The organism is Halomonas sp. 3F2F (genome assembly GCF_014897805.1).
GTDB lineage: Bacteria > Pseudomonadota > Gammaproteobacteria > Pseudomonadales > Halomonadaceae > Vreelandella.
In genome coordinates this window covers 65,843-87,481 of record NZ_JABUZE010000182.1, presented here as the reverse complement: position 1 = coordinate 87,481, position 21,639 = coordinate 65,843, and the positions used below count along the sequence as shown (strand labels likewise).

Annotated in this window: 34 protein-coding genes, 2 pseudogenes and 1 riboswitch; of the genes and pseudogenes, 12 read left to right on the top strand and 24 right to left on the bottom strand. The window is 54.4% G+C overall.

From position 1 onward, the window contains the following. Nucleotides 1-163: 163 nt before the first annotated feature. The 6 genes and pseudogenes from INT21_RS18740 to INT21_RS18720 all read left to right on the top strand — a co-directional run. Nucleotides 164-346: pseudogene (locus tag INT21_RS18740) on the top strand (hypothetical protein); the annotation flags it as partial. Between the two features lie 260 nt (nucleotides 347-606). Then, nucleotides 607-1,341, top strand: coding sequence for a metal ABC transporter ATP-binding protein (locus tag INT21_RS18735; RefSeq protein ID WP_089039994.1), 735 nt, complete (start codon nucleotides 607-609; stop codon nucleotides 1,339-1,341). Continuing rightward, entirely contained in the window at nucleotides 1,325-2,215 is an 891-nt protein-coding gene (locus INT21_RS18730) for a metal ABC transporter permease (RefSeq protein WP_193061478.1), read from the top strand. Before INT21_RS18735 ends, INT21_RS18730 begins: the two co-directional genes overlap by 17 nt. Before the next feature lie 28 nt (nucleotides 2,216-2,243). Beyond that, nucleotides 2,244-3,266 (top strand): metal ABC transporter solute-binding protein, Zn/Mn family, encoded by a 1,023-nt coding sequence (locus INT21_RS18725; RefSeq protein ID WP_319022710.1) that lies wholly within the window; start codon nucleotides 2,244-2,246, stop codon nucleotides 3,264-3,266. Next, nucleotides 3,187-3,354: pseudogene (locus tag INT21_RS20700) on the top strand (urease accessory protein UreE); the annotation flags it as partial. The gene INT21_RS18725 and the pseudogene INT21_RS20700, both read left to right, overlap by 80 nt. A 122-nt stretch (nucleotides 3,355-3,476) precedes the next feature. Next, nucleotides 3,477-4,169 carry a cupin domain-containing protein gene (locus INT21_RS18720; RefSeq protein WP_193061476.1) on the top strand — a complete coding sequence of 231 codons (693 nt, stop codon included), beginning with the start codon at nucleotides 3,477-3,479 and terminating at the stop codon, nucleotides 4,167-4,169. Between the two features lie 21 nt (nucleotides 4,170-4,190). Here the strand turns inward: INT21_RS18720 and INT21_RS18715 are convergent, their stop codons facing one another. Both INT21_RS18715 and gloA read right to left on the bottom strand, forming a co-directional pair. Continuing rightward, nucleotides 4,191-4,556 carry a DUF6164 family protein gene (locus INT21_RS18715; protein WP_193061475.1) on the bottom strand — a complete coding sequence of 122 codons (366 nt, stop codon included), beginning with the start codon at nucleotides 4,554-4,556 and terminating at the stop codon, nucleotides 4,191-4,193. A gap of 1 nt (nucleotide 4,557) precedes the next feature. Continuing rightward, a complete protein-coding gene (gloA, locus tag INT21_RS18710; RefSeq protein WP_120385930.1) occupies nucleotides 4,558-5,091 on the bottom strand; it encodes a lactoylglutathione lyase in 534 nt (177 codons plus the stop codon). Between the two features lie 244 nt (nucleotides 5,092-5,335). On the opposite strand from gloA, the gene INT21_RS18705 reads away from it, so the two are divergent. The 6 genes from INT21_RS18705 to INT21_RS18680 all read left to right on the top strand — a co-directional run bounded on the left by INT21_RS18705 (nucleotide 5,336) and on the right by INT21_RS18680 (nucleotide 9,494). Beyond that, entirely contained in the window at nucleotides 5,336-5,680 is a 345-nt protein-coding gene (locus INT21_RS18705; protein WP_089040002.1) for a hypothetical protein, read from the top strand. Nucleotides 5,681-5,735: 55 nt separating this feature from the next. Beyond that, a riboswitch (TPP riboswitch) is annotated at nucleotides 5,736-5,831 on the top strand. Between the two features lie 24 nt (nucleotides 5,832-5,855). Further along, nucleotides 5,856-6,665, top strand: a complete 810-nt coding sequence (gene thiM / locus INT21_RS18700) for a hydroxyethylthiazole kinase (protein WP_193061474.1) — start codon at nucleotides 5,856-5,858, stop codon at nucleotides 6,663-6,665. Then, nucleotides 6,655-7,269 (top strand): thiamine phosphate synthase, encoded by a 615-nt coding sequence (gene thiE / locus INT21_RS18695; protein WP_193061473.1) that lies wholly within the window; start codon nucleotides 6,655-6,657, stop codon nucleotides 7,267-7,269. The genes thiM and thiE overlap by 11 nt, the downstream gene beginning before the upstream one ends. Then, nucleotides 7,266-8,186 carry a LysR family transcriptional regulator gene (locus tag INT21_RS18690; protein WP_193061472.1) on the top strand — a complete coding sequence of 307 codons (921 nt, stop codon included), beginning with the start codon at nucleotides 7,266-7,268 and terminating at the stop codon, nucleotides 8,184-8,186. The genes thiE and INT21_RS18690 overlap by 4 nt, the downstream gene beginning before the upstream one ends. A gap of 91 nt (nucleotides 8,187-8,277) precedes the next feature. After that, the gene (locus INT21_RS18685) at nucleotides 8,278-8,685 is read left to right on the top strand and encodes a DoxX family protein (RefSeq protein WP_193061471.1); all 408 of its coding nucleotides are present in this window, start codon (nucleotides 8,278-8,280) and stop codon (nucleotides 8,683-8,685) included. A gap of 71 nt (nucleotides 8,686-8,756) precedes the next feature. Continuing rightward, complete coding sequence (locus INT21_RS18680) at nucleotides 8,757-9,494, top strand: DODA-type extradiol aromatic ring-opening family dioxygenase (RefSeq protein ID WP_193061470.1); 738 nt, start codon at nucleotides 8,757-8,759, stop codon at nucleotides 9,492-9,494. On the opposite strand, the gene INT21_RS18675 is transcribed toward INT21_RS18680, so the two are convergent. The 22 genes from INT21_RS18675 to rplP all read right to left on the bottom strand — a co-directional run bounded on the left by INT21_RS18675 (nucleotide 9,491) and on the right by rplP (nucleotide 21,628). Then, nucleotides 9,491-10,366: a DMT family transporter gene (locus INT21_RS18675; RefSeq protein WP_319021989.1), complete on the bottom strand. Its 876-nt coding sequence runs from the start codon at nucleotides 10,364-10,366 to the stop codon at nucleotides 9,491-9,493. The genes INT21_RS18680 and INT21_RS18675 overlap by 4 nt on opposite strands. A gap of 103 nt (nucleotides 10,367-10,469) precedes the next feature. Continuing rightward, nucleotides 10,470-11,894, bottom strand: a complete 1,425-nt coding sequence (locus tag INT21_RS18670; protein WP_193061469.1) for a serine hydrolase — start codon at nucleotides 11,892-11,894, stop codon at nucleotides 10,470-10,472. A 205-nt stretch (nucleotides 11,895-12,099) separates the two neighbouring features. Continuing rightward, nucleotides 12,100-12,486, bottom strand: coding sequence for a 50S ribosomal protein L17 (rplQ, locus tag INT21_RS18665; RefSeq protein WP_009723880.1), 387 nt, complete (start codon nucleotides 12,484-12,486; stop codon nucleotides 12,100-12,102). Between the two features lie 39 nt (nucleotides 12,487-12,525). Then, the gene (locus tag INT21_RS18660) at nucleotides 12,526-13,521 is read right to left on the bottom strand and encodes a DNA-directed RNA polymerase subunit alpha (protein WP_009723881.1); all 996 of its coding nucleotides are present in this window, start codon (nucleotides 13,519-13,521) and stop codon (nucleotides 12,526-12,528) included. A gap of 125 nt (nucleotides 13,522-13,646) precedes the next feature. Next, complete coding sequence (gene rpsD / locus INT21_RS18655; RefSeq protein ID WP_009723882.1) at nucleotides 13,647-14,267, bottom strand: 30S ribosomal protein S4; 621 nt, start codon at nucleotides 14,265-14,267, stop codon at nucleotides 13,647-13,649. Between the two features lie 12 nt (nucleotides 14,268-14,279). Continuing rightward, a complete protein-coding gene (gene rpsK / locus INT21_RS18650; protein ID WP_009723883.1) occupies nucleotides 14,280-14,666 on the bottom strand; it encodes a 30S ribosomal protein S11 in 387 nt (128 codons plus the stop codon). Between the two features lie 52 nt (nucleotides 14,667-14,718). Next, complete coding sequence (gene rpsM / locus INT21_RS18645; RefSeq protein WP_009723884.1) at nucleotides 14,719-15,075, bottom strand: 30S ribosomal protein S13; 357 nt, start codon at nucleotides 15,073-15,075, stop codon at nucleotides 14,719-14,721. Nucleotides 15,076-15,198: 123 nt separating this feature from the next. Further along, nucleotides 15,199-15,312: a 50S ribosomal protein L36 gene (rpmJ, locus tag INT21_RS18640; RefSeq protein ID WP_009099023.1), complete on the bottom strand. Its 114-nt coding sequence runs from the start codon at nucleotides 15,310-15,312 to the stop codon at nucleotides 15,199-15,201. 28 nt (nucleotides 15,313-15,340) lie between these two features. Then, nucleotides 15,341-16,672 (bottom strand): preprotein translocase subunit SecY, encoded by a 1,332-nt coding sequence (secY, locus tag INT21_RS18635; protein ID WP_038480406.1) that lies wholly within the window; start codon nucleotides 16,670-16,672, stop codon nucleotides 15,341-15,343. Continuing rightward, a complete protein-coding gene (rplO, locus tag INT21_RS18630; protein WP_038480402.1) occupies nucleotides 16,673-17,107 on the bottom strand; it encodes a 50S ribosomal protein L15 in 435 nt (144 codons plus the stop codon). It abuts the gene before it with no gap. 3 nt (nucleotides 17,108-17,110) lie between these two features. After that, on the bottom strand, nucleotides 17,111-17,293 hold the full coding sequence (gene rpmD / locus INT21_RS18625) for a 50S ribosomal protein L30 (protein WP_009723888.1): 183 nt from the start codon (nucleotides 17,291-17,293) through the stop codon (nucleotides 17,111-17,113). 6 nt (nucleotides 17,294-17,299) lie between these two features. Continuing rightward, a complete protein-coding gene (rpsE, locus tag INT21_RS18620; RefSeq protein WP_009723889.1) occupies nucleotides 17,300-17,800 on the bottom strand; it encodes a 30S ribosomal protein S5 in 501 nt (166 codons plus the stop codon). An 11-nt stretch (nucleotides 17,801-17,811) separates the two neighbouring features. Continuing rightward, on the bottom strand, nucleotides 17,812-18,162 hold the full coding sequence (gene rplR, locus INT21_RS18615) for a 50S ribosomal protein L18 (protein ID WP_009723890.1): 351 nt from the start codon (nucleotides 18,160-18,162) through the stop codon (nucleotides 17,812-17,814). A gap of 9 nt (nucleotides 18,163-18,171) precedes the next feature. Further along, nucleotides 18,172-18,702 carry a 50S ribosomal protein L6 gene (gene rplF, locus INT21_RS18610; protein WP_038480399.1) on the bottom strand — a complete coding sequence of 177 codons (531 nt, stop codon included), beginning with the start codon at nucleotides 18,700-18,702 and terminating at the stop codon, nucleotides 18,172-18,174. Nucleotides 18,703-18,711: 9 nt separating this feature from the next. After that, a complete protein-coding gene (rpsH, locus tag INT21_RS18605) occupies nucleotides 18,712-19,104 on the bottom strand; it encodes a 30S ribosomal protein S8 (protein WP_009723892.1) in 393 nt (130 codons plus the stop codon). Nucleotides 19,105-19,136: 32 nt separating this feature from the next. Continuing rightward, the gene (gene rpsN, locus INT21_RS18600; RefSeq protein ID WP_125744946.1) at nucleotides 19,137-19,442 is read right to left on the bottom strand and encodes a 30S ribosomal protein S14; all 306 of its coding nucleotides are present in this window, start codon (nucleotides 19,440-19,442) and stop codon (nucleotides 19,137-19,139) included. Between the two features lie 10 nt (nucleotides 19,443-19,452). Further along, nucleotides 19,453-19,992, bottom strand: a complete 540-nt coding sequence (gene rplE, locus INT21_RS18595) for a 50S ribosomal protein L5 (RefSeq protein ID WP_009723894.1) — start codon at nucleotides 19,990-19,992, stop codon at nucleotides 19,453-19,455. Nucleotides 19,993-20,010: 18 nt separating this feature from the next. After that, nucleotides 20,011-20,325 (bottom strand): 50S ribosomal protein L24, encoded by a 315-nt coding sequence (gene rplX, locus INT21_RS18590; protein WP_009723895.1) that lies wholly within the window; start codon nucleotides 20,323-20,325, stop codon nucleotides 20,011-20,013. 14 nt (nucleotides 20,326-20,339) lie between these two features. Then, nucleotides 20,340-20,711, bottom strand: coding sequence for a 50S ribosomal protein L14 (gene rplN, locus INT21_RS18585; protein ID WP_009723896.1), 372 nt, complete (start codon nucleotides 20,709-20,711; stop codon nucleotides 20,340-20,342). Between the two features lie 50 nt (nucleotides 20,712-20,761). Then, nucleotides 20,762-21,022 (bottom strand): 30S ribosomal protein S17, encoded by a 261-nt coding sequence (gene rpsQ / locus INT21_RS18580; RefSeq protein WP_009723897.1) that lies wholly within the window; start codon nucleotides 21,020-21,022, stop codon nucleotides 20,762-20,764. A gap of 1 nt (nucleotide 21,023) precedes the next feature. After that, nucleotides 21,024-21,215, bottom strand: coding sequence for a 50S ribosomal protein L29 (rpmC, locus tag INT21_RS18575; protein ID WP_125744944.1), 192 nt, complete (start codon nucleotides 21,213-21,215; stop codon nucleotides 21,024-21,026). Further along, on the bottom strand, nucleotides 21,215-21,628 hold the full coding sequence (gene rplP / locus INT21_RS18570) for a 50S ribosomal protein L16 (RefSeq protein ID WP_007112000.1): 414 nt from the start codon (nucleotides 21,626-21,628) through the stop codon (nucleotides 21,215-21,217). The genes rpmC and rplP overlap by 1 nt, the downstream gene beginning before the upstream one ends. Nucleotides 21,629-21,639 lie beyond the last annotated feature (11 nt).

Here is a 21,639-nt window from a genome sequence, read left to right as displayed (position 1 = left end):
TCCACGCTAGCGCCTTCGGCTCAACGTGCTACGCTTCGCGTTACTTTTCTTATTTGGGTGATTCGCTATGCCGATGTTTCGTGTGTTGGCGGCTTCCGCGCTGGTGCTGCTCACGCTGTCTACGCAAGCCCAGGCCCAAACGTCTGCTGACTGGTCGGCTTACAATAAGCTGCAGATTTGGACGCAGCCCAACCAAGCCTCTAGCGCGATTAACCGTTTTCAACCTGCTCGTTTCTCGGTTGGGTCTGTCACTTTGAACGGTGAGTACGTCTCACCCCAGCCATTTGGCGCTATTAGCCGCGTAATGGTCGCCGCACACCATGGCTATATAAGAGGCACGATTTAACATTGTCAGTGCAACAGGATTGTCAGCACACCAGGAGCGCGTAAAATATCGGGCTCTTTTTTGGTTTTTGTAATTGTTATGTTATAACTTATTTATTGGTAGCGAGGACACTCAATGAGTGAGCATATGCATCGCCATAACAAGGAAGGTCCTTGTCATTTTTCGCTGATGTCGTTATCTGCCACGAAGCGGTTGGGTCTAGTGGCACTGCCGCTGCTGGGTTTATGGGGGTTAGTTTTGTGGGCAAGTGGGTGGCCGTTATGAGTGAGCGTTCACTTTCACGCCTGCAACTGCATGACTTGCACCTTGCCCAAGGCGGACGCACGGTACTTGAGCATGTCGATGGTGACATAAAACCCGGTGCTATTACGGCGCTTATCGGCGCTAACGGGGCGGGCAAAAGCACGCTGATCCAGGCGATTATGGGAGAACTGCGGCCTATTAGCGGCAAAGTGATTTGCACCGTTGATAAAGCACGCCGCGCATGGTTACCGCAGCAACTGGCTCTGGACCTTACCTTTCCGATGAGCGTGGAAGAGTTGGTGATGACCGGCAGTTGGCCAAGCCACGGGGCGTTGAAAGGCTACTGTGCGGCGCATTATCGCAAGGGTCGCGACATCATGGCGCGCTTAGGTATTTCTCATTTGGCCCACCGCCCTTTGGGTGAGCTTTCCGGCGGCCAGCGCCAGCGGGCGCTGATTGGCCGTACGTTGATGCAGGAAGCGGAGCTTTTGTTACTGGATGAGCCGTTTGCCAACGTGGATAGCGATACGGTGGATATTTTGATCCGTATTTTGCGCCAAATGGCCGATGAAGGCGTGACCATCATTATTGTGCTGCACGACATGGATCATCTGAGCCACCTAGCCGATGAAGTATTAATGCTAAACGGTGGCCATGGTCGCTGGGTCGCGCCTAGCGCGCTTAACCACCAACATGCATCGGCCAAGGTCGTGCCGTTTGCTTTGGGAGGTCGTCATGCTGGCACTGCTTGATGCGTGGTTTGTTGCGCCTTTCGATTATGGCTTTATGCGGCGTGCGGTCGTGGGTGGTTTGGCACTTTCGCTTGCAGCTCCTCCACTGGGCGTGTTTTTGGTGCTACGGGGCATGAGCCTGATTGGCGATGCAATGGCCCACGCTATTTTGCCTGGGGTGGCGCTGGGCTTTTTACTCGCCGGGTTCTCTCTACCGGTGATGAGCGCTGGCGGCGTTCTTTTCGGCGTGATGGTGGCGTTACTTGCCGGTGCTGTGTCGAAAATGGGCGGCCAGCGCGAAGACGCCGCCATGGCGAGCTTCTTTATTATCTCGCTGGCGGCCGGGGTATTGCTCATTTCGATGGGTGGCAGCAGCGTGGATTTAACCCATGTGCTGTTCGGCTCAATTTTGGCGATTAACTCCACAGCGCTACTGCTCATTGCCTCTATCAGCACACTGATTGTGATTATTTTGGCGATTATTTTCCGCGCGTTGGTCGTGGAGTGTTTAGACCCGCTGTTTTTACGCGGGCAAAGCCGCCGTAGCAGCTGGGTACATAGCGTTTTTTTAGGGCTATTGGTGCTTAATTTAACCGCGGGTTTCCAAACCTTGGGCACGTTAATGGCGGTGGGCTTAATGATGCTGCCTGCCACTGCAGCGCGGTTTTGGAGTAAGCGGCTGGAAGGCTTGATAGGTATTGCCGTGGTATTGGCCATGGTCGCCAGTACCGGCGGGCTATTGATTTCATTTCATCTTGATACCCCATCAGGGCCGAGCATTATTTTGCTGGCTGGGGTGGGTTATCTACTGTCGGCACTGTTCGGCCGCTATCACAGCTTAGCCGCTAAGCTGCGGCGCAAGACAACGCCGCTGGCGCTTGAACAGTCGTCATAACTCTTTGTTATTTTTGAAGGAGCGTTATATGTCGCTTTTCTCTTCATCGCGCTGGTGGGTGGGTGTTTCGGCCATGCTGGCATTGCCTGCAGCAATGGCTAGCGACCGTGTTCAGGTAGTGACCAGCTTCTCTATCTTGGCCGACATGGTCGAAAACGTGGGCGGCGAGCACGTTGACGTAACGTCGCTTGTCGGCCCTGACGGCGATGCGCATGTTTATTCACCAAGCCCAGGCGACGCCCGCGCGTTGGCCAGCGCAGATGTGGTGGTCTTTAACGGACTGCTGTTTGAGGGCTGGATGGAGCGTTTGATTGAGTCTAGCGACTATACGGGTGCATTGGTCACTGCAACCAACGGCATTCAACCCCGCGCCTTTGCCAAACACGATCATGAAGAACACGGCCATGACGATCATGGACACGACGACCATGGCCACGACGATCATGACCACGGACATGACGAGCACGATCACAGTGAACATGACCATGGTGATGACGACCCTCACGCATGGCAGGATCTACAGCAGGCAAAGGTCTACGTTACCAATATTCGCGATGGCTTAATCGAAGCAGACAGTGCCAATGCCGAAAGTTATCAAGCGAATGCTGAGCGCTATTTAGCAGCAATAGACGAGGCTGATCATGAAATTCGTGATTTGCTGAGCGATATTCCCGCTTCCGCCAGCGTGATTACCGGCCATGATTCGTTTGGTTATTTCTCAAATGCTTATGGGGTGAACTTTCTTGCTCCTGTCGGCCTGTCTACCGAAGCTGACCCCAGCGGCGCCAGCATGGCCGCGCTTGTAGATGTCATTGAGCAGGAAAACGTGCAGGCGCTGTTCCACGAGAACATGACCAACCAAGCCATCATCAACCAGCTTGCCGAAGAAACTGGCCTGCCAATTGCTGGCACACTGTATGCCGATGCGCTGGCGAGTGAGGGTGAAGCCGGCACTTACTTAGGCATGATGCGCGACGCTCGAGCACCACAACGCTACTTTCGACCCCGAACCCGGCGCGTACAACCAAGTGGGCGGTGGGCATTCGCATAGCCACGGGCATGCTCATTCCCACGACCACGACCACGACCACGACCACGACCACGACCACGACCACGACTATCATGGTCATGATCACTAAGCCAAAAAGTTAACTATTGAATACCGCCGCCGGGCGGTATTTTTTTGCGTTGCATTTTGTCCCAGGGATGGGGAGACTTGCACTACTGCTGCGAATTTTCATCCCTGCAAAGAGCCAATACCATGCGCCTGAACGCCGATTTTAGCCACTTTGCCAGTGTCACGCCGGATCAGTACCGTTGGGTGGACTCCCCCAGCGCTGGTGTAGAGCGCATGATGCTAGACCGCATTGGCGACGAAGTCGCCAGAGCCACCAGCTTGGTACGCTACGCGCCCAACAGCCAGTTCAATCGCCATACTCATGGTGGTGGTGAAGAAATTTTAGTGTTGGAAGGTGTCTTTGCCGATGAGCATGGCCGTTACCCGGCAGGCAGCTACTTACGCAACCCGATTGGCACTGGTCATACCCCACAAATAGGCGAAGAAGGCGCACTTATTCTGGTAAAGCTACACCAGTTTGATGAAAACGATATTTTGCAACTGGCCGTGCCTGCCCATAGGCTGCCCTGGCAGCCCGACCGACGGCCAGGTATTACTTACAAAATGCTGCACACCTATAGCTCAAAACAGTATGGCCCAGAGCGGGTCAGCCTAGAGCGTTGGGAAGCCGATACACTGGTGTCTTATCCACCGCTTGCCGGTGGTTTAGAGTTGTTTGTGCTGGAAGGCTCTCTTATCTGTGATGGACAGGAATACGTTACCGGCAGCTGGTGCCGCTACCCAGTAGGTGCGGCACCTCAGTTACGCGCGGGTAATGAAGGCGTGCAGCTTTATCTAAAACGCGGGCACTTAGCCACTGTTAAGCTAACCAGCTAATCTACAAAACTGTTTACAAATCTAGCCTACCAAGCCAACAAACGGCAGCAGCGTTAACAGGGCAATCAGCACCACGGCAACGATTACCAGTACGACTTGCACGGGGTGGGCAAGGAAGCGTCGCCATAATGTTGGCGCACTGCCACTGGCAACCGCTTCTTCGTGCTCTCGCCGCGCCTTAGCTTGACGCTTTTCCTGATACGCTGCCAATGCCGCTTCAGCGGCCTCACGCTGAGCAGTGTTACGCAGCCAAATGGCATCGACCCCCAGGCGAAAAAAGCCCGCCTGGGTTTCATAGACATCAAAGCCCTGCTCATCTAGTAACTGGCGTACTTCCAACGCCTCTTCATCGGTCACGTGGCGTAGCCGAAACAGCAAGTGGGCCATATTAGTCGCCCATGGCTGCCATGCGATCTGCCTGAATCACTTCAATCCAGTAGCCATCTGCATCTTTGACAAAGATAACGTCTTTCATCTTGCCCTGGTCCGCGCGCTTGATAAACGTTACTTCATGCTCATCAAACCAAGCCTCGGCAGCTTCTAAGTCAGGCACACTAAAGCAGATATGACCAAACCCTTGCGGCTCAGCGTTACCGTCATGATAGGCAAAATCCTGCTGATCTTCTGTGCCCCAGTTATGCGTCAATTCCAGTAAGCCTTTCTGACTGAAGGTCCAGGCAGTACGTGCTTGAGTATCTTCTGGCACGTTATCGCTGCTTTCGAGATTGGCTAGGAAGTAGAGCGAAAACTGCATCTCTTCGAAATCCAATCGGCGTAGCACCTGCATTCCAAAGACCTTAGAGTAGAACGCTAGCGCACGTTCGGGATCCTTCACCCGCAGCATGGTGTGATTTAAGCGAAACCCTTGGGTTTGCGGCGCTACGGGCGCGACGCCGGAATGTTGTTCGCCTTGAAAACTCATTTTGCTCTCCTGTCGCTAATGCTGATCATTGAATCCATTGAGCCTCACTTACCGCTTACCATGAGGGCTTTAGAGCCATAATACCAGCCTTTACAAGCATGTAGGCTTCACTAACGCAGTGTCACATTAAGCGCACTGGCAATACTAAACAAAAACCCTACACTTATTATTCATAAACTTTACAAAAAGCAGTTCCCGCAACATGAGCGATGCCCCACCTTTGAGGCATCCACAGGAGTTTTCCATGACTGCGATTGATATGACCCTCGGTGACCACATAACGTTAAAGCAGTTAGCCCGTGCCATACACAATGGCTTTTCACCGATTGTGGAAGTTGAATCAATGGATGGTATCTATAAGGTTCGCTTCCATCACGCGAACGGTGTCTCTGATTTAACCAATGCTGAGGGTCATGTCAGCACGTTTTTGGGCACCGGTGAAATTCGCGACACCCTTGGCCAGCTGGGCCTCACTCATGGAGTGCTTACGTTTGCCGACCAGTGTGGCGATGAAATGATTGGTGTTGAGGGTAAAGCGATGACGCCTGATGAGATGCTCACCTACGGAACACGCATCTCGTTTCGTTGATAGTTGCTCATAGCGTTGCCCAGGCTTTACAGATTGACCTAAGCCAAGGATAGTACCATCACGACAGGGGCGCCCTTGCTTAACGGGCTGAGAAGCACCCTTTGAACCTGAACCGGATAACACCGGCGTAGGGAGTCGTGGTGCAGCTGCATCACCTCCCAGCCGGGAGGATATTATGCCTTCACGCCCACTCGGCGATTATCTCCGCGACTTGCGCGCTGCCACACCGCTGGTACATTGCATTACCAACTATGTGGCGATGAATAGCACCGCTAACTTGCTATTGGCGACAGGTGCTTCCCCCGCCATGCTGCATGCTCAAGAAGAAGTGGCGGAGTTCACGGCTATGTCTGGCGCGCTATCGATTAATATTGGCACCCTCTCTTCCCCTTGGGCTGACGCCATGGCAGTCGCCGCGCGCACTGCTCATGAAAACCATATTCCGTGGGTGCTTGACCCTGTGGCTGTTGGTGCTACCGCATTTCGCCAGCGTGTTTGCGAGACGTTGCTGGCTTATCAGCCTAACGTTATTCGTGGCAATGCCTCAGAAATACAAGCACTTAACGGATTAGCCAACCAGGGGCGTGGGGTTGATGCGACGGCTAGCACCCAAGAAGCGGCAACTGCTGCCATTGCGCTGGCACAGCAACATCGCTGTGTGGTGGCGGTGACTGGCGAGAGCGATTTCATTACCGATGGCACTGAACATTATCGTCTTACAGGCGGGCATGCGCTGATGCCCCGTGTGACGACCTTGGGCTGCGGCTTGAGTGCACTGGTCGCAAGCTTTGTGGCCGCAAACCACGAGCAGCCGCTGGAGGCCAGCCTGGCCGCCTTGGCGTGTTTCAGCCTCGCTGGAAGCCGTGCAGGCGAGCAGGCTCAAGGCCCTGGCAGTTTCCAGGTGGCGCTATTGGACGCGCTGTATCAGTTATCCCCTGACGACCTTTCGACCCTTGCTCAATGGGAGGCGGTGCATGCCGTTTGATCTTTCACTCTATTTAGTCACCGATGCTGGTCTGTGCGCTGGCATGGGTCTGGAAAAAACGGTTGAAGCTGCTGTGCAGGGCGGCATTACCATGGTGCAATTACGCGATAAACACGCTAGTGACGAGCACATGATCGCCCAGGCCAAACGTCTCAAAGCGATGTTGGCTGGCAGTGGCGTCCCTCTGATCATTAATGATCGCCTGAACGTGGCGTTCGCCAGCCAAGCGGATGGCTTACATGTCGGGCAAAGCGACACGGCTGTTCAAGCAGCGCGAAGCACGCTCGGCCAGCACGCCATTATCGGGCTTTCAATTAACACCCCAGCCCAACTTCAGGAGGCACCTGTCGAATTGCTCAATTACGTCGGTTTAGGGCCCGTGTTTGCGACTGGCAGTAAACAAGACCACGCCCAGCCCATTGGCTTTGATGGGCTGGCACAGCTTGCCAATGCGTGCCAACTTCCCAGCGTCGCGATTGGCGGGTTAAAAGCTGAACACATGGCTCAAGTGAAAGCCGCTGGGGCAAACGGTGTTGCGGTTATTTCTGCTATTTGTGGCCAGCCAGACCCACGCCTGGCAGCACAGGCATTCCACGCGCAATGACCCAGCTCGACCATATCGCGGCGTTTGTAAAGGTCGCTGAGCTGGGTAGCTATACCCGCGCGGCCGAGGCGCTAGACCTTTCTCGCACGCGGGTATCTCGCCAAGTGATGGCGCTTGAAGAGGCATTGGGTGCTCGGCTTATTCAGCGCACCACCCGGCGGCTACACCTCACTGAAGCGGGCGAACGCTATCTCGTTCGTGCGCAAAGCATTTTGATCGCTTTGGACGAGGCAGCGGCAGAAATCGGCAGTGGCACCAGTACGGTGAGCGGGCAGCTGCGCATCAATGGTCCGATGAGCTTCGGCACACGCTATCTTTCACCGCTGGTTGCACGGTTTATGCAAACGCACCCGGGGCTAGAAGTGCGTTTGGATCTAAACGACCGCCGCGTTGATTTGCTGGAAGAGGGCTACGATGTCGCCATTCGTATTGGTAACCTGCCCGACTCTAGCTTAGTGGCGCGACGGCTCACCCAGTGCCGGATGCTGTTTTGCGCATCACCTGATTACCTCACCAAGCACGGCACGCCGCTGACTAGTGAAGATTTGGCATCTCACCGCTGCCTTCGCTACCGAAGCGGCCAAAACAGTGGCGATTGGCGGATTGGCCATCAACTACTCAGTATTTCTGGCCCCCTAGAGAGTAATAATGGCGATATGCTGACGCATGCAGCTGAAGCAGGCTTAGGGATAGCGCAACAGCCCAGCTTTTTAGTGACCGATAGCATTGCGAACGGGCGCCTAGTGCCGATTTTGCAGAACTTACCGCCGGCGTTGCTAGACATCCATGCGCTTTACCCAGCCCGACGCTATTTACCTGCCAAAGTAGAGCGCTTTATTGAGTTATTGGCGGCGGCGTGGGGTGACCCACCAGTATGGGAAATCGAACTCGGATTGTCGCCTTTATCGCAACAGTGAAGTGCAATAACAGTGGATTATCTCAGTGGCTTTCATCTGTAAAGTGGCACTATCGCATCCAACGTGATGCTCGCGACTAAGAGAGACGGCTATGACCACTACTAATACTTCACCACTCACCCTCCATGCCACCGCCTTGCTACGTATCAGTTTGGGCGTGATGGTCTTAGCTCACGGCTTGCTTAAGGTGTTTGTCTTCACCCTGCCAGGCACTGTCAGCTATTTTGAATCCCTGGGCTTACCGGGTGTTCTTGCTTACTTAACCATTGCTGCCGAAGTAGGTGGCGGCCTAGCACTTTTACTGGGCATCTATACTCGTTGGGTAAGCCTTGCTCTAGTCCCCGTGCTGCTAGGTGCAGCCTCGGTACACCTGGGTAATGGCTGGCTGTTCTCAAACCCGGGTGGTGGCTGGGAATTCCCTATTTTCTGGACGATTGCTCTGGTGGTACAGGCAGGCCTAGGTAGCGGTAGCGCTGTTGTCAGCCGCAAATTCGCCTAACCACTCTGCCCGCATTGGCTTCGGCTTGTGCGGGCATCATTAGCCCCCTATAGGCTAACGGAGGTACTAAGATGCTACCCAGCCTGTTTATTTCTCATGGCTCCCCCATGTTGGCGCTGAATAAAACGCCAGCCCACGCTTTCCTACGCGAACTGGGGAAGCGCCTCTCCCCTCGTGCGGTGGTCGTCGTATCAGCCCACTGGGAGAGTCTTACGCTCAAGGTCAGTACTAGCGCACAACCAGAGACGATTCATGACTTTGGCGGGTTTCCACAAGCTCTTTTCGAGTGCCAGTATCCGGCTCCTGGCAACCCTGATTTGGCTGAACAAATTGCGCTGTTACTGGGTGCCGAACGCGTAGAGCGCGGCCTTGATCACGGCGCCTGGGTACCACTTTCGCTGATGTTTCCGGAGGCCAATGTACCGGTCGTTTCCCTGTCGCTACCTGTGCGTTGGGAAAATGACGCGCTAGTCACGCTCGGCGAGCGCCTATCAGCATTGCGAAAAGAAGGGGTTCTGATTATTGGCTCGGGCAGCCTGACCCATAACTTATATGAAACCCTGCCCCAGGACAGCCCCGCCCCCGCCTGGGTAGATGAGTTTGCCCAGTGGGTGAGCGAGCACATTGCAGCCAATGATCGCCAGGCATTGCTCCACTGGGAGAGTGCTCCAAAAGCGCTGGAAAACCACCCAACCCCAGAGCACTTCCAGCCCTTGCTGGTGGCCATGGGGGCAGGTGGTGATGCAACTCAGTTACACCACAGCATTGAACATGGCGTACTGGCAATGGATGTCTATCAGTTCGCTTAAGCCGTTGGGCGAGGCTTCATCGTCGTGCGGCGGTCATGGTAAGCAATTGCCAACCCGCTGCCCATAATCAGCACACTGCCCACCCATACCCACAGATCCGGCAGCTCTCCCCAGAACCACCAGCCAAGCAGCACCGCCCACAGCATTGCAGTGTAATCGAAGGGAGCGGCAATCGCGGCAGGGGCAAAGCGGAATGCCAGGGTAATAAACGCGGTCGCGCCAATACCCAAAACACCCGAGACCAAAAAGCCAAGCCAGTGCCAGGGCTCTGGGGTTTGCCAAACCCAGGGCAAACTCAGAGCAGTGACGATAAAGGGCACTAACGTCATGTAGAACACCATTGCCCACAGGTGCTCCCTAGCACCGTAGCGCCGCGCAGTAATCATCATCAGTGCATAAAAGAAAGCCGCTCCCAAGAGGGTTAGCGTGCCAAGCTGGAACGCATCACCGCCGGGGCGAACCACAATCAGCACGCCAGCAAAGCCAACTAACGACGCCACTAATACAGGCGGATCGATCCGCTCGCCAAGCAGCGGTACTGAGAGCAACGTTACAAACAAGGGCGCCACAAAAGCGATTGCCGTGGCCTCTGCGAGTGGCAGCAGGGTTAGCCCCCAGACAAAACACACCATCGTGGCGGTATAAATCAATCCTCTGAGAAGGTGTACACGGGGGCGCTTGGTATGCAACTTGCGCAATCCGCCTGCAAAATGCGCCAACAGAGCAATGAGCGGTAATGACACGAGCGTACGAAAGAAAATAATCTGTAGCGGCGAATGGACCTCGCCTAGCCACTTCGATACCGCATCACCGAGCGCTAAGAACAGAACTCCTAAGCACATGCACAGGATACCTTTTAACGACGTTGTCACGACGCTCTCCTTTTGCCCTTTGGACACTTTATCAGCCGGGATTAACAACTAATAAAAAACCCCGCCAATGTGTCACTGACGGGGCTGCGGATCTAACGTGGCTTTACAAACTTGCGTTGACCACCATGCACTCCATCCCCTGCGCCTGGAGCGTTCTACAAGCGCGTCTGGCGCGTGCTTCGTCCAAGGCGACAACCCTGGCGCGGAATACCGGCGTTTGACCAGCTAAAGTATCGATAGCAACCCGCCCCCCCACTTCATGAGGCAGGCGCTGCGCTGCCTGACGTGCCAACTGCTCTGCTCGTGCTGCCTGGCTAAAAGCACCTACCTGGATACCCCAATCACCAGCAGTAACAGACCGTTGAGGCGTAGCTGCCAATTCGCGCTCACGTTCAATAAAAGCGTTCACCGGGTCTGGTCTACGGGTGACAGGAACTTCTGTCGGTGCCTCCATTGAGCGCGCGAGACGATCTTCAATTTCAACAGCCGGTGCAGACGCTGGTGAAGGAGAAAGGGTTGTCGCTGCCAAATTATTCGAAGCCGCTGTATTATTCGAAATCGTTACATTACTGGCCATGACAGGGCGATTAGAGGCTGGCGGTGTCGACATGGGGCGTTGGCTAGGCGCGTTAGAGCCAGAGAAAGCCATAAACTCTCTAGAAAAAGTGGTATTGGCCAGCCACGTTTGCTGGTCACGCAGCGCTGCACGAGCAAAGCTACGGTCTAACAGGTTCGCCATATGAGAATCACGAGATGAACCACTAAAGCCACCCATGACAACGCCCACCATACGGCGATCCCCGTGGACGGCCGTTGTCGCTACATTGAAACCAGATGCACGAATGAAGCCGGTTTTAAGGCCATCTGCACCGGGGTAGTTTTTCACTAAGCGGTTATGGCTGGTGTGCCGGGTACCACGATAGGTGAACTCCTGGAGCCCAAAGTAGTGGTAGTACTGTGGGAAGTCCTGCATCACGCGCACAGAGAGTGTCACCATATCCCGTGCCGTGGTGACCTGCTGATCATCAGGTAGACCCGAGGCATTACGGAACGTGGTGGCATTCATGCCTAGCTCGCGCGCTTTTGCGGTCATCAGCTGAGCGAAACGCTGCTCGCTACCACCTAATGCTTCAGCCACCACGACGGCAACATCATTAGCAGAGCGCACTGCCAACGCACGAATAGCAGAATCAACAGGAATGGTACTACCTGCAGAAAGCCACAGTTTTACAGCAGGCATGGCGGCAGCTTGAGCAGACACAGGAAGCGGCTGATTAAGACTGAGCTGGCCACTCTCCAATGCTTCAAATGTAAGATAAAGCGTCATCATTTTGGTTAACGATGCGGGGTAGCGACGCTCATCGGCATTCTCGGCGTACAGCACCTCTCCGTTTTCCAAATCCACAACAATCCCAGCATAACGCGGATTTGCATGAGCACTCGATATCGTGCTTAGCAGCAATACCATTAACGACAGCGGAAGCCACCAACGCGCGACGATCGTTGCGCATATTCCCCTTGTTGCCATACATGCCCCTTTCTTGTTTTGCTGTGATGTAACACTACCAACCATTAATCTACTTGCCACACTAAGAAATCTAAGACTAGCACGGTAACTCTTCAAGTGAATTAAGAAAGCAGTATAAAAGTTGAAAACGCAATGAAATGAATAGACCAAAAAAAACCGACCCTAAGGGGTCGGCTTTCATTTTGTTGAGCAACAACGCAGAGACTTACTCTTCTGCAGCTGCTTCTTCAACAACCGGACGGTCAACCAGCTCAACGAACGCCATGGGCGCGTTGTCGCCTGTGCGGTAACCGCACTTGAGGATGCGGATGTAACCACCCGGACGCTCGGCATAACGCGGACCTAGCTCGTTGAACAGTTTGCCGACGGCTTCTTTGGAGCGCGTGCGGGCAAATGCCAAACGGCGGTTTGCAACGCTATCCTGCTTGGCTAGGGTAATTAGCGGCTCGATAACGCGACGCAATTCCTTGGCCTTAGGCAGGGTTGTCTTGATGACTTCATGTTCGACCAGAGAGACAGACATGTTCTTAAACATGGCCTGACGATGCGAGCTGGTACGATTCAGATGACGACCACTCTTACGATGACGCATGGTTGTAATTCCTTACCAAACTGGGACTCGAGTCGACACTCACGCGGAGGCCTTGTCGTCCTTCAGGCTAGCGGGTGGCCAATTTTCCAGCCGCATGCCGAGGGACAAGCCGCGCGCTGCCAATACGTCTTTGATTTCATTCAAAGACTTTTTACCAAGATTCGGTGTCTTCAGCAGCTCAACTTCAGTGCGCTGGATAAGATCACCAATGTAGTAAATATTCTCGGCTTTTAGGCAGTTAGCGCTGCGAACTGTCAACTCAAGATCGTCTACGGGGCGCAATAGGATAGGATCAACAAGATCCTCTTCCTCTTCGACTTCCTGCTCTTTATCAGCTTCCAGGTCGACGAAGGCGGCCAGCTGCTCTTGCAGAATGGTCGCACTGCGACGGATAGCCTCTTCCGGATCCAGTGTACCGTCGGTTTCCAGATCGATAATTAACTTATCGAGGTCGGTGCGCTGCTCAACACGAGCGGCTTCAACCGAATAGGAAACACGGCGAACAGGGCTGAAGGTGGCATCCAGCTGCAGGCGGCCAATTGCACGTGTCTCTTCATCAGAGCCACGAGCGTCAGCCGGTTCGTAACCACGACCCAGCGCTACCTTAAGCTGAATTTTCAGCTCGGCACCTTCATTGACATGAGCAATGACGTGATCCGGGTTGACGATTTCGACGCTATGATCAAGCGCAATGTCGCCAGCGGTGACGACAGCTGGGCCCTGCTTGTTCAGCGAGAGCACCGCCTCATCGCGGCTGTGCATCTTGATCGCAACATCTTTCAAGTTCAGGAGGATTTCGATGACATCTTCCTGCACCCCTTCGAGCGCACTGTATTCGTGCTCTACACCGGCAATTTCAGCCTCTACCACGGCAGCGCCGGGCATGGACGAAAGCAGAATGCGACGAAGTGCATTCCCCAGGGTGTGACCAAAGCCGCGCTCGAACGGTTCGAGAACGATTTTGGCATGATGTGCGCTGATTTCTTCGACCTTGATGTCACGAGGACGAAGAAACTCTGTCACTGAACGCTGCATATGAACACCTTTCAGGCTGCCAAACGGATACTGAGTACTCTAGAGCACACTACTCAAGAGCATCTGGGCGGTTAGCTTTGCTACCCCGCCCAGGTCTCAAGAAGCAGAAATGTAAATCAAACTGCTTACTTGGAGTACAGCTCGACGATCAGGTTTTCGTTGATGTCGGCAGTCAGGTCACCGCGTTCAGGCAGAGCCTTGAAAGTGCCTTCCATCTTCTTGGCGTCGATTTCGATCCAAGCGATATCGCCACGGTTGGCCGCAATGGTCAACGAGTGTTGAATACGTGCTTGGTTCTTCGCCTTTTCGCGAACAGAAACAACGTCACCGGGCTTCACTTGGTAGGAAGCAACGTTAACGGTGCGGCCGTTCACGGAAATCGCCTTGTGGCTGACCAGCTGACGCGCTTCAGAGCGAGTCGAGCCAAAGCCCATGCGGTAGACGACGTTATCCAGTCGGGATTCAAGCAACTGCAACAATACTTCACCAGTCGCACCTTTCAGGCGAGCGGCTTCTTTGTAGTAGTTGCGGAACTGCTTTTCGAGTACGCCATACATACGGCGTACTTTCTGCTTCTCACGAAGCTGCAAGCCGTAGTCGGAAAGACGCTGACGACGCTGGCCGTGTACACCCGGGATCTGCTCGGATTTACACTTTTTCTCGAAGGGAGTAACACCGCTCTTTAAAAAGAGGTCGGTGCCTTCACGACGAGACAGTTTGCACTTCGGTCCAATATAACGAGCCATGAATCTGTCTCCTTAAACGCGGCGTTTCTTAGGCGGACGGCAGCCATTATGAGGAATGGGCGTCGCGTCAGTGATGCTTTGCACGCGGAAGCCGGCGGCATTGAGAGCGCGCACGGCGGATTCACGGCCTGGACCGGGGCCCTTGACCAGCACGTCTACGTTTTTCACACCATACTCGGCTGCAGCAGTTGCTGCACGCTCACTTGCCACTTGAGCAGCGAACGGGGTGCTCTTGCGAGAACCACGAAAACCCGAACCACCGGCTGTCGCCCAAGAAAGAGCGTTGCCCTGGCGGTCTGTGATCGTCACGATCGTGTTGTTAAAAGAGGCGTGGATATGCGCTACGGCGTCCACTACCTGCTTTTTAACCTTTTTACGGTTACTACGCGGGTTAGCCATGTTGATGTCTATTCCTGTCTTAACGTCAGCTCTCTATTAAAGAGCCTGCGTGTTATTTGCGGATCGGCTTACGCGGGCCCTTACGGGTACGCGCGTTAGTCTTAGTCCGCTGACCACGCAGCGGAAGACTACGACGATGACGCAGACCACGGTAGCAGCCTAAGTCCATGAGACGCTTAATGTTAAGCGTAACATCACGACGAAGGTCGCCTTCTACGGTGTACTTACCAACTTCAGAACGCAGGGTATCCAGCTCATCGCTAGATAGATCCTGGATCTTAGTAGTAGGCGCGATACCGGCAGCAGCACAAACGTGCTGAGCGCGGGTACGGCCAATCCCGAAGATATAGGTCAGCGAGATCGCCGCATGCTTGTTGTCCGGGATATTGACGCCTGCAATACGGGCCATCAGCTTACTCCGAAATTTGAGCGGCTTGCTCGTTTGTTCATCTACAAAAGGTGCAACAGCATACCCCTTTATAAGCCTTATGGCAAGGGGTATGCCGGCACCCGCTTAAAAACAACCCAGGTATTAACCCTGGCGCTGTTTGTGCCGCGGTTCGATACAAATGACGCGGACAGCGCCATTGCGTCGAATGATCTTACAATTACGGCACATCTTCTTTACGGAAGCTCGAACTTTCATCGTTCTCTCCAAATCGCAACGGCGCGCCTCAGCGCATAATGCCGCCGCTACCGTAGCCTTTCAGGTTGGACTTCTTCATCACCGAGTCATATTGATGCGACATGAGATGCGACTGCACCTGGGCCATGAAGTCCATGATGACCACAACCACGATCAGAAGCGAAGTTCCGCCGAAGAAAAACGGCACGTTCCACGCAACGATCAAGAACTGGGGCATCAAGGAAACCGCAGTGATATACAAGGCACCGAACAAAGTAAGACGAGTCATTACTTTATCGATATAGCGAGCGGTCTGCTCGCCGGGGCGAATGCCCGGCAGGAAGGCGCCTGACTTTTTAAGATTGTCAGCCACATCCTTGGGGTTGAAGACCAGCGCTGTGTAAAAGAAGCAGAAGAATACCACTGCCGCCGCGAAAAGCAAGATGTAAAGCGGTTGGCCGGGGCCTAACGCTTGTGATGCACGCTGTAACCACTCCATTCCTTCGCCAGCACCCACCCACTGACCAATAGAGGCCGGGAAGAGTAAAATACTGGAAGCGAAGATTGCTGGAATAACACCAGCCATATTCACTTTCAAAGGCAGGTAGCTGCTTTGGCCTGCATACATCTTATTGCCGACCTGGCGCCTGGGGTAGTTCACTTTCAAGCGGCGTTGACCGCGCTCAATGAACACCACAAACGCAACGGTAGCAATACCTAGCACTGACAGCGCTAACAGCGGAAGAACATTCCAGGCACCTTCATTACGAGCAAGCTCGAACGCTTGCCCAACGGCACTGGGCAGCCCAGCGACGATCCCCGCGAAGATCAACAGCGAAATACCGTTGCCGATGCCCTTCTCGGTGATCTGCTCACCTAGCCACATCATAAACACCGCGCCTGATACAAATGTAATCACGGCGGTGAAAAAGAAGCTGAAGTCAGCGCTGTATGCGATGCCTTGGCTAGCCAGACCGACGGACATACCGGTAGCCTGGACGAAAGCCAGTATCACCGTGCCGTAGCGCGTGTACTGGCTAATCTTGCGGCGGCCAGCCTCACCCTCTTTCTTGAGCTGTTCAAGATGAGGGGAGACCGCAGTCATGAGCTGCATGATAATCGACGCCGAAATGTAGGGCATTATGCCCAGGGCGAGGACGCTCATGCGCTCCAGGGCGCCACCCGAGAACATGTTAAACATGCCTAGAATGGTGCCCTGTTGCTCCCTAAACAAGGCAGCAAGCTGGTCAGGATTGATACCGGGAACGGGAATGTGGGCACCAATACGGTACACCACGATGGCGAGGAGCACGAAGCGCAAACGCGCCCACAGTTCACTCAGACCGCTGCCCATCGCCGGCATATTTCCTGACTTGGCCATTTAGTCCTCTACCTTGCCGCCGGCGGCTTCGATCGCTTCACGGGCACCTTTGGTGACCTTGATACCACGAACGGTAACCGCCTTTTTCAGTTCGCCAGAAAGGATGATCTTCGCATGAAGCGTCGCATCCTTTAGCACGTTGGCTTGCTTCAGAGTTTCCATAGTGACTTCGTCACCGGCAACCTTAGCAAGTTCAGCCAGACGTACTTCTTCAGATACCAATGACTTAGCAGACGTAAAGCCGAACTTCGGCAAACGACGCTGCAATGGCATCTGACCGCCTTCGAAACCAGGCTTGACGCTGCCGCCACTGCGAGATTTCTGACCTTTGTGGCCACGGCCACCGGTCTTACCAAGACCGGAGCCGATACCACGACCAACGCGCTTTTCAGCGTGTTTGGAGCCCGGTGCCGGGCTCAGGGTATTGAGTTTCATGGATTACTCTCCCTCAACGCGCACAAGGTAGTTAACCTTGTGGATCATGCCGCGTACGGCAGGGGTGTCTTCCAGCTCAACCGTATGACCGATGCGACGCAGACCCAGGCCCTTCATAGTAGCCTTGTGCTTGGGCAAAACGCCGATGGTGCTGCGGATCTGGGTAACCTTGATCGTTGCTGCCATGGTGCCTTACCCCGTGATCGCTTCGACAGACAGACCGCGCTTAGCGGCAATGTCTTCCGGTGCTTGCATGGAGGAGAGACCTTTAACAGTCGCTCGCACCACGTTAACCGGGTTGGTGGAACCGTAGCACTTGGCCAGTACATCATGGACACCAGCGAGCTCTAGTACAGAGCGCATGGCGCCGCCAGCGATGATACCGGTACCTTCAGAAGCCGGCTGCATGTACACCTTAGAAGCACCGTGACGGGCTTTTATCGGGTACTGAAGCGTATGGCCTGCAAGGTTAACCTTGACCATGTTGCGACGAGCTTGATCCATCGCTTTCTGGATCGCAACAGGCACTTCACGCGCCTTGCCACGACCAAAACCGACACGACCTTTACCATCACCAACGACGGTCAGCGCGGTGAAGCCGAAAATACGACCACCTTTGACCACCTTGGCGACGCGGTTGACCTGCACTAACTTCTCTTGCAGATCACCGCTTTGCTGTTCGTTCTTCGCCATCGTAAAACCCTTTAGAATTCCAGGCCGCCTTCACGTGCGGCGTCGGCCAGAGCCTTAACGCGACCGTGATACTTAAAGCCAGCACGATCGAAGGCCACCTGGGTGATGCCTGCTTCTTTAGCGCGTTCAGCAATCAGAGCGCCAACCTTAGAGGCGGCTTCTGCGTTGCCAGTCGCACCCTCGCGCAGTGCTTTGTCCAGCGTAGAAGCACTGGCTAGCACTTTGCCACCATCCGGCGAGATAATCTGCGCATAGATGTGACGCGGGGTACGGTTGACGCACAGGCGATACACGCCCAGCTCGCGGATCTTTGCGCGAGCGCGGCGGGCACGACGGAGACGAGATTCTTTCTTCGCGTTCATAACCCTGCCTTACTTCTTCTTGGCTTCTTTGCGACGCACCTGCTCGTCGGCGTACCGAACACCCTTGCCTTTATACGGCTCAGGGGGACGGAAGGCGCGGATTTCCGCGGCGCACTGGCCGAGCATCTGCTTGTCCGCGCTTTTCAGCACGATCACGGTGTTCTTCGGCGTTTCCGCTGAGACACCCTTAGGCAGTTCATAGTCGACCGGGTGCGAGAAGCCCAGTGAAAGATTGAGCGTCTGGCCCTTAGCTTGGGCACGATAACCGACGCCTACAATTTCGAGAGTTTTTGTGAAACCCTCGGATACGCCCGTTACCAGGTTCTGAACCAAGGCGCGGGTAGTACCGGCCATTGCCCAGCTCTTGGCAGACTCACTCGGGGCGAAGGTCAGCTGGCCATCTTCTTGACCAATCACCACGTCCTGGTGAATGGGCATAGATAGCGTGCCCTGGCCGCCTTTGGCGGTCAGCTGGCCAGCGTCGATTTTAATCTCGACACCAGCAGGCACTTTAACCGGATATTTCGCTATGCGGGACATTCCAGCCTCCTAGAATACGGTGCAGATGACTTCGCCACCGACGCCTGCTTGGCGCGCGGCACGATCGGTCATGACACCATTAGAGGTGGTGACAATCGCGATACCCAGACCATCGGCGACCTTAGGCAGGTTGTCTTTGCCCTTGTACTGGCGCAGAGACGGCTTGGAAACCCGTTGAATGTGCTCAATAACCGGCTTACCCTCAAAATATTTAAGAGTAACGGTCAGCTCGGGTTTAACGCCTTCAGCCACCGTAAAGTCGGTAATGTAGCCTTCTTCCTTTAACACGCGGGCCACTTCCACTTTCAGCTTGGAGGACGGCATGGTAGCCGTCTCCTTGGTGGCCATCTGCGCATTGCGGATACGGGTAAACATATCCGCTAGAGTGTCTTGCATGCTCATTTAATGTGCGCTCCTGATGATTCGACGTGACGTTACCAGCTGGACTTTTTCAGGCCAGGGACGTCGCCACGCATGGCGGCTTCACGCAGCTTGTTACGGCCAAGGCCGAACTTGTTGTAAAAACCGTGCGGACGGCCAGTCACGCGGCAGCGGTTACGCTGACGCACCGGGCTTGAGTCGCGCGGCAGTTGCTGCAGCTTCAGCGTCGCCTCGAAACGTTCTTCTTCAGAAGCGTTCACGTCCGAGATGATTTTCTTGAGCTCTGCGCGCTTAGCCGCAAACTTCTCGACTAGCTGAGTACGCTTGAGCTCGCGCTCTACCATACTTTTCTTAGCCATGATCCAACCCTTATTTCTTAAACGGGAAGTTCAGTGCTGCTAATAGCGCACGACCTTCCTCGTCGGTGTTGGCGGTAGTAGTGATAGTGACGTCCAGCCCCCGGATGCGATCGATCTTATCATACTCGATCTCTGGGAAGATGATCTGCTCACGCACACCCATTGAGTAATTGCCGCGACCGTCAAAAGACTTCGGATTGAGACCACGGAAGTCACGCACGCGGGGAATCGCAATGTTCACCAGGCGGTCCAGGAAGTCCCACATACGCGCTGAGCGTAGTGTAACTTTGACACCGATCGGCCAACCTTCGCGCACCTTGAAGCCCGCGATGGACTTGCGTGCCTTGGTCACCAACGGCTTTTGACCAGAGAGTTTCTCCAGGTCACCGATGGCATTGTCGATCAGTTTTTTATCACTGACCGCTTCGCCGATACCCATGTTCAGAGTCACTTTCGTGATCCGGGGTACCTGCATTACGTTGGCGTAGCTGAACTGCTCTTTGAGCTGGGCTACAACCTCGTTTTGATAACGTTCTTTCAAGTTCGCCATTTTGCTACCCGACTCGCGTTAGGCGTCGATCTGCGTCTGCGTCGACTTGTAGATACGTACCTTGGTACCGTCTTCCTTAACTTGGAAGCCGACGCGATCCGCCTTACCGGTCTCCGAATTGAAGATGGCTACGTTGGACGCGTGAATCGGAGCCTCACGCTCGACGATACCGCCCTGATTTCCCGCCATGGGATTAGGCTTGGTGTGACGTTTAATCATATTCACACCGGACACCACGAAGCGGTTTTCTAGTACCCGCTTAACAGTGCCACGTTTGCCTTTATCCTTCCCGGCGATGACGATGACTTCATCGTCACGTTTGATCTTTTGCATATCCGCCTCGCTCCTTACAGCACTTCAGGCGCTAGGGAAATGATCTTCATGAACTTCTCATTACGAAGCTCACGAGTTACCGGCCCGAAGATACGCGTGCCGATCGGCTGTTCGTTGGTGTTATTCAACAAAACCGCCGCATTTCCATCGAAACGGATCAGCGAACCGTCACTACGACGGACGCCACTACGGGTGCGAACGACTACCGCTTTCAGCACTTGGCCTTTTTTGACCTTACCGCGCGGAATCGCTTCCTTCACCGTTACCTTAATGACGTCACCAACGCGAGCGTAGCGACGGTGTGAACCGCCCAACACCTTGATGCATTGCACCCGGCGCGCTCCGCTGTTGTCGGCGACATCCAGCATTGTCTGAGTCTGAATCATCGGTTTTCTCCAAACCTAATCTGACTGCACTGATCGGCAGACTTTAGGTATTACCCCTTAGCCTGCTCAACCACCTCGACCAGCGTCCAAGCTTTCTTCTTGGAAAGCGGACGGCACTCCTGAATGGAAACCGTATCGCCTGCCTTAGCTTGGTTCGCCTCATCATGGGCGTGCAGCTTGGTGGAGCGCTTGACGTATTTTCCGTAGATCGGGTGACGCTCACGACGCTCGATCATAACGACGATGGATTTATCCATCTTATCGCTCACCACCTTGCCGGTGAGCGTACGTGTTTTTTTCTCTTCGGCCATCTTATTCACCTGCCTTCTCGTTGAGCAAAGTCTTCACACGGGCGATATCCCGGCGGACCTGCTTGAGCAGATGAGTCTGGCTCAGTTGGCCAGTGGCCTTCTGCATGCGCAGGTTAAACTGCTCGCGGAGTAGCTCGAGGAGTTGCTCTTGCAGCTCTCCTACGGACTTTTCACGAATTTCCTGGGCTTTCATCACATCACCGTCCGTTTAGCAAAGGTGGTGGACAAGGGCATCTTCTGTGCGGCCAATTCAAATGCTTCACGGGCCAGCTCTTCGGATACACCTTCAATTTCGTACAGGACCCGACCCGGTTGGATCTGGGCTACCCAGTACTCAACGGAACCTTTACCTTTACCCATACGAACTTCGAGCGGCTTCTTGGAGATCGGCTTATCAGGGAAGACGCGGATCCAAATCTTACCGCCACGTTTAACGTGACGTGTGATCGCACGACGGCCTGCTTCGATCTGGCGCGCAGTGATGCGGCCACGACCGGTTGCTTTGAGACCGTACTCCCCGAAGCTGATTTTGCTTCCGCGATGCGCCAGGCCACGGTTGCGGCCTTTCATCATCTTACGGAATTTCATACGCTTGGGCTGTAACATCGACTCGCTCT

What these genes read in the sequence shown, in the direction of transcription:
- INT21_RS18680 (WP_193061470.1), top strand. Translation starts at nt 8,757, where the DNA reads ATGCTACCCAGCCTGTTTATTTCTCATGGCTCCCCCATGTTGGCGCTG.
- rpsD (WP_009723882.1), bottom strand. Translation starts at nt 14,267, where the DNA reads ATGGCTCGTTATATTGGACCGAAGTGCAAACTGTCTCGTCGTGAAGGC.
- rplP (WP_007112000.1), bottom strand. Translation starts at nt 21,628, where the DNA reads ATGTTACAGCCCAAGCGTATGAAATTCCGTAAGATGATGAAAGGCCGC.
- thiE (WP_193061473.1), top strand. Translation starts at nt 6,655, where the DNA reads ATGCCGTTTGATCTTTCACTCTATTTAGTCACCGATGCTGGTCTGTGC.
- INT21_RS18720 (WP_193061476.1), top strand. Translation starts at nt 3,477, where the DNA reads ATGCGCCTGAACGCCGATTTTAGCCACTTTGCCAGTGTCACGCCGGAT.
- rpmC (WP_125744944.1), bottom strand. Translation starts at nt 21,215, where the DNA reads ATGAAAGCCCAGGAAATTCGTGAAAAGTCCGTAGGAGAGCTGCAAGAG.
- thiM (WP_193061474.1), top strand. Translation starts at nt 5,856, where the DNA reads ATGCCTTCACGCCCACTCGGCGATTATCTCCGCGACTTGCGCGCTGCC.
- secY (WP_038480406.1), bottom strand. Translation starts at nt 16,672, where the DNA reads ATGGCCAAGTCAGGAAATATGCCGGCGATGGGCAGCGGTCTGAGTGAA.
- INT21_RS18725 (WP_319022710.1), top strand. Translation starts at nt 2,244, where the DNA reads ATGTCGCTTTTCTCTTCATCGCGCTGGTGGGTGGGTGTTTCGGCCATG.
- gloA (WP_120385930.1), bottom strand. Translation starts at nt 5,091, where the DNA reads ATGAGTTTTCAAGGCGAACAACATTCCGGCGTCGCGCCCGTAGCGCCG.
- INT21_RS18715 (WP_193061475.1), bottom strand. Translation starts at nt 4,556, where the DNA reads ATGGCCCACTTGCTGTTTCGGCTACGCCACGTGACCGATGAAGAGGCG.
- rplX (WP_009723895.1), bottom strand. Translation starts at nt 20,325, where the DNA reads ATGCAAAAGATCAAACGTGACGATGAAGTCATCGTCATCGCCGGGAAG.
- rplQ (WP_009723880.1), bottom strand. Translation starts at nt 12,486, where the DNA reads ATGCGTCATCGTAAGAGTGGTCGTCATCTGAATCGTACCAGCTCGCAT.
- INT21_RS18735 (WP_089039994.1), top strand. Translation starts at nt 607, where the DNA reads ATGAGTGAGCGTTCACTTTCACGCCTGCAACTGCATGACTTGCACCTT.
- INT21_RS18670 (WP_193061469.1), bottom strand. Translation starts at nt 11,894, where the DNA reads ATGGCAACAAGGGGAATATGCGCAACGATCGTCGCGCGTTGGTGGCTT.
- rplF (WP_038480399.1), bottom strand. Translation starts at nt 18,702, where the DNA reads ATGTCCCGCATAGCGAAATATCCGGTTAAAGTGCCTGCTGGTGTCGAG.
- rplO (WP_038480402.1), bottom strand. Translation starts at nt 17,107, where the DNA reads ATGAAACTCAATACCCTGAGCCCGGCACCGGGCTCCAAACACGCTGAA.
- rpsN (WP_125744946.1), bottom strand. Translation starts at nt 19,442, where the DNA reads ATGGCTAAGAAAAGTATGGTAGAGCGCGAGCTCAAGCGTACTCAGCTA.
- rpsM (WP_009723884.1), bottom strand. Translation starts at nt 15,075, where the DNA reads ATGGCCCGTATTGCAGGCGTCAATATCCCGGACAACAAGCATGCGGCG.
- rpsK (WP_009723883.1), bottom strand. Translation starts at nt 14,666, where the DNA reads ATGGCTAACCCGCGTAGTAACCGTAAAAAGGTTAAAAAGCAGGTAGTG.
- rplN (WP_009723896.1), bottom strand. Translation starts at nt 20,711, where the DNA reads ATGATTCAGACTCAGACAATGCTGGATGTCGCCGACAACAGCGGAGCG.
- rplE (WP_009723894.1), bottom strand. Translation starts at nt 19,992, where the DNA reads ATGGCGAACTTGAAAGAACGTTATCAAAACGAGGTTGTAGCCCAGCTC.
- rpmJ (WP_009099023.1), bottom strand. Translation starts at nt 15,312, where the DNA reads ATGAAAGTTCGAGCTTCCGTAAAGAAGATGTGCCGTAATTGTAAGATC.
- rpsE (WP_009723889.1), bottom strand. Translation starts at nt 17,800, where the DNA reads ATGGCGAAGAACGAACAGCAAAGCGGTGATCTGCAAGAGAAGTTAGTG.
- INT21_RS18690 (WP_193061472.1), top strand. Translation starts at nt 7,266, where the DNA reads ATGACCCAGCTCGACCATATCGCGGCGTTTGTAAAGGTCGCTGAGCTG.
- INT21_RS18730 (WP_193061478.1), top strand. Translation starts at nt 1,325, where the DNA reads ATGCTGGCACTGCTTGATGCGTGGTTTGTTGCGCCTTTCGATTATGGC.
- rpsH (WP_009723892.1), bottom strand. Translation starts at nt 19,104, where the DNA reads ATGAGCATGCAAGACACTCTAGCGGATATGTTTACCCGTATCCGCAAT.
- rpsQ (WP_009723897.1), bottom strand. Translation starts at nt 21,022, where the DNA reads ATGGCCGAAGAGAAAAAAACACGTACGCTCACCGGCAAGGTGGTGAGC.
- INT21_RS18705 (WP_089040002.1), top strand. Translation starts at nt 5,336, where the DNA reads ATGACTGCGATTGATATGACCCTCGGTGACCACATAACGTTAAAGCAG.
- rplR (WP_009723890.1), bottom strand. Translation starts at nt 18,162, where the DNA reads ATGAACGCGAAGAAAGAATCTCGTCTCCGTCGTGCCCGCCGCGCTCGC.
- INT21_RS18685 (WP_193061471.1), top strand. Translation starts at nt 8,278, where the DNA reads ATGACCACTACTAATACTTCACCACTCACCCTCCATGCCACCGCCTTG.
- rpmD (WP_009723888.1), bottom strand. Translation starts at nt 17,293, where the DNA reads ATGGCAGCAACGATCAAGGTTACCCAGATCCGCAGCACCATCGGCGTT.
- INT21_RS18660 (WP_009723881.1), bottom strand. Translation starts at nt 13,521, where the DNA reads ATGCAGCGTTCAGTGACAGAGTTTCTTCGTCCTCGTGACATCAAGGTC.